Genomic DNA, 3,796 nt, shown 5'->3' with positions numbered 1-3,796 from the left:
GGCACCGGGGGCGCGGGCCCCCGGTGCCGCCGTCGTCCGCTCGGCTGGGCGGGGGCGGTTCAGCAGGTCGGGACGCCGGGGAGCCAGCTCTCGGGGACGTCGATGTAGATGTTGGAGACGTAACCTCCGTAGTCCGGCAGGTAGGACCAGGCGTCGTTGCTGTGGCCGTCGATCTGCACGAGCTGGCCACGGACCTGGCACTGGACGCGGACGGTGGTGGGGCCGGCGAGCTGGGCCACCTGGGGGGAGGCGGTGGTGGCCTGTTTGCGGATGTTGACGCCGGTGCCCCAGGTCGGGAAGGAGCGGGTCGCCGCACCGTCGCCGGTCCAGAGGTAGGTGACGGTGACCCAGCCGTTGTTGCCGAGGCCGACGTTGTAGAAGGTTCCGTCGGCCAGGTCTATGCCCGCCGGGTTGAGCACCCGGCGGCCGAATTCGTCACGGCCGCCGTTGTAGCCGTTCTCGTAGGCCGCCTGTGCCTCCGGCTTGCCCTGCGGCAGGTCCTTGAAGGTCTCGCGGACGGAGGACGGGTTCCAGTGGTCGTCGTGGGTGTTCCAGGGGCCGACGTCCCAGACCGGCGCGGTCTCGCACCGGACCGGGCCGCAGACGCGCACGGAGTACTCGCCGCTGCCCTTGGGGGACAGCCCGCGCCGTGACGGCAGGGCGACGAAGTGGTCGTTGGGCACGATCACATGGCCGTTGGCGGTGGTCCCGCCGACCAGGCCCTCGCGGGTGGCGAACACCCGTGCCGAGAAGGGCGCGGCGGCGGACGCGACGGGCGCCGGCGCCCCCGCCTCGTCGGCGGGGGTGCCGAGTTCGGCGCTCAGGCCGAGGCCGTGGATCTCCGGGGTGGTGCCCGCGGGTGCGCCGACGAGGGTGAGGCGGGCCTGGACTTCGGTGACGGCCCGGGGCAGCACGGCGGGTTCGCCGGCGCGTGCCTCGCGCCACTCGGTCCAGCGGCCGAGGCCGTCCCGCCCCCGGACGTCGACCGCCGTCCTGGTGCCGGTGGGCGAGGTGGCGTCGAGGTCGACGGAGATCCGGTTCACGGCGTGGTCGAGCACCCGAGCCGGGAGCACGGCGGTGCCCTGGCCCTGGCGGGCGCGGACCGAGGCGGGCCGCAGCCGGCTGTCCCGCAGTCGCAAGGAGCCGTCGGCGCGGGTGATGTTGGCGTCCGCGCCCGAGTCCGCCGTGAGGTCGGCCCGCCAGGTCACCGGGCCCGGCGCGCGGTTCGCCGCCGGGTCCTGCGCGGCGGCCGGCGGGCCGAAGCCGAGGGCGAAGGCGGACAGGGCGGTCAGCGAGGCGGCGTAGACGGGCAGACGGCGGCCTGCGCGGCGCGCGGAGCGGGGTCTGTCTTCGCGGCGCATGGTGCGCCTCCTTCGGGTCGTGGGAGGTGGGGGGCGGTGCGCGACGGCGTGGTCAGGGGCAGCCGGGGACACCGGGGAGGGTGTCGCCGGGCGAGCTGAGGTAGACCTGGGTGATCCAGCCGCCGTACTGGGGCAGGTAGGCCCACCAGTCGTTGTCGTAAGGGGGGACGGTGACGCGCTCGCCCCGGGCCTGGCAGCCGACCAGGACCTCGACCCCGGCCGGGAGGGTGGTCAGATGGGCGGAGCCGGTGTTCGCGGCGGCCCGGACGCGTACGCCGCTTCCCCAGGTGCCGAACCGGGTGCCCGCCGGGCGGACGGCGCCCGGCACGTCGAGGGAGTCGGCGAGCCGGGTGACCTTGCTGTAGGCGGTGCCGTAGGGCGTGCCGTCGGGGTGGAGGGTGAGGACGGCGACGACGGTGCGGTCGCCGGGGCCGACGGTGCCGGTGGTGTGGAGCGCCTCGGACACCAGGTCGAGGGAGGCGGCACGGGTGCCGGGGGCGGTCCCCAGGGCGGGCGTCACGACGGTGCGGGAGGCGGGGGCGGCGGTACAGCCGCCGGAGGTGAAGCCGGACCAGCCCTGCTTGACGGCCCGGGTGCCGCCGAAGGCGGACGGGATGCCGAAGTACTGGTCGAACCCGTCGTTTCCGCAGCGGGTGGCCGAGTGCAGCGCGTCCATCACGAAGGTGCGCACCGGGGCCGGGGCGGTGTCGAGGATGTGGCGGTAGACGCGGACGGTGTCGCCCGCCGTGGTCGCGGTGTAGCCCCAGTAGCCGGGGTGGGTGGCGGGCGGCGGGACGGTGCCGGTGAGACCGAGGCGGGAGGCCGTGCGGGTGACGATGGCGCTCCCGCCGCGGGTGCTCCAGTAGTGGCCGGCCGCGGCGTCGTCGCTGCTGCGCAGCATGGCGGTGAGGCGCACCCGGTCGGCCTCGGGCAGGGCTGCGGGGCCGCTGTCGCCGAGGACGTCGAGGGCGAGCAGCAGTTTCACCAGCGAGGCGGACCGGAACTGTCTGTCGGGGTCGTGGAGTTCGGTGAACCGGCCGGTCTGCCGGTCGTACACGGCGACGCCTGCCGTCACGGCGGCGGGGATGTCGGCCATGGTTCGGGTGTCCGTTCTCCGGGCGGCCGCCGTCTCCGTGGCGGGGCCGGGTGCCCGGTGGGGTTGCGGGGAGGCGGCGGCCGGTCCGGTGAGCAGGGCGCCGAGCAGGACGAGCAGCGCGGCGGCCGCGGGCACCGTGCCGCGCGGACGCGGTGCGCCGGGCCGGTGATGCTGGGGCATGGGCGAGGGCTCCTCGGGGCGGGGGCTGACGGGCCGTCGGGCGTGCGGTGCGCGGACGCCAGCGTGAGGAGGACCGGTGCCCCGGCGCAAGGATTTCGTTCCTGGTCGAAGAAGCCCGTCGCACGCTTGTCAGGGCGTGGTCCTCCCGTTACGTTCCCGACGTCTCGCAGCGCCCCTGTCCGGCGCGTTGCCGCCCGGTCGCCTCCCCCACCTAGGAGCATTCGTGAGGTTCCTCAGACGACTTCCGGCCCTGGCCGCTGCCGCGTTGCTGGCGCTGGCCGGTCTGTCGGCCTCCCCCGCGCACGCCGGGACGTCGGCCGTGACGGCCGCGCCCGTCTTCAAGGCGCCGTACCCCTGCGGCCAGCGGTGGACCTACAGCCATCACTCGGCGGAGGTCCGCCGCGCCCTCGACTTCGTCCGTGCCGACGGCGGTGCGACGGCGGGCACCCCGGTGCTCGCCTCCGCGGCGGGCACCGCCACCCGGCACTCCCAGCCGAGCGGCGCCGGCAACTACATCGTGGTCGACCACGGCGGTGGCTGGAAGACGTACTACTTCCATCTGACCGCGTACTCGGTGGCCGACGGCGCCTGGGTGGGCCAGGGCCAGCAGATCGGCACCACCGGCAGCACCGGCAACTCCTCCGGCGCGCACATCCACTACGAGCAGCTCTACAACGGCGTGGGCCAGAACATCGTGATCAACGGTGCCGGGCTGTCCTACCCGGGCAGCTACCACCAGGCGTACCTGACGAGTGACAACGGCTGCGGCGGCAGCGGCACGCCGTTCACCACCTGGGGCAGCGGAATCAACGTGCGTGCCGACGCGCGGCTGTCCGCGGCGGTCGTGACCACGCTGGGCGGCCCGACGGCCGTGCGGGTGCTGTGCCAGAAGCAGGGCGACACCGTCAACGCGGAGGGCTACACCAACAACTGGTGGAGCAAGCTCCGCGACCAGAACGGCTTCATCAGCAACATCTACATCGATCACCCCAGCGCCCAGCTCCCCGGCGTACCGCTCTGCTGACGCGGCGCCGGACCGCCTGACCCCTGTGAGGGGGCGGGGCGGGGGGGGGGGGGGGGCCCCCCCCCCCCCCCCCCCCCGCGGGGGCGGCGGGGGGGGGGGATTAAAAATACCCCCCCAAAAACAAAACACCAAAAA

3 protein-coding genes are annotated in these 3,796 nt (G+C 74.6%); 1 reads left to right on the top strand and 2 read right to left on the bottom strand.

Features of this window, described 5'->3' with window-relative positions; translation table 11 throughout:
* Positions 1-59: 59 nt before the first annotated feature.
* Complete coding sequence (locus ACFQ8C_RS35965) at positions 60-1,361, bottom strand: hypothetical protein (RefSeq protein ID WP_383466028.1); 1,302 nt, start codon at positions 1,359-1,361, stop codon at positions 60-62.
* Positions 1,362-1,413: 52 nt separating this feature from the next.
* Positions 1,414-2,637, bottom strand: a complete 1,224-nt coding sequence (locus ACFQ8C_RS35960; RefSeq protein ID WP_383466026.1) for a hypothetical protein — start codon at positions 2,635-2,637, stop codon at positions 1,414-1,416.
* A gap of 223 nt (positions 2,638-2,860) precedes the next feature.
* Between ACFQ8C_RS35960 and ACFQ8C_RS35955 the strand changes: the two genes are divergently transcribed.
* Entirely contained in the window at positions 2,861-3,661 is an 801-nt protein-coding gene (locus ACFQ8C_RS35955) for a peptidoglycan DD-metalloendopeptidase family protein (RefSeq protein WP_383466024.1), read from the top strand.
* The last annotated feature ends 135 nt before the right edge of the window (positions 3,662-3,796 follow it).

This window comes from Streptomyces sp. NPDC056503 (assembly GCF_042794995.1).
In the GTDB taxonomy this organism is placed as follows: Bacteria; Actinomycetota; Actinomycetes; order Streptomycetales; family Streptomycetaceae; genus Streptomyces.
This window is presented reverse-complemented; position numbering and strand designations above follow the sequence as displayed.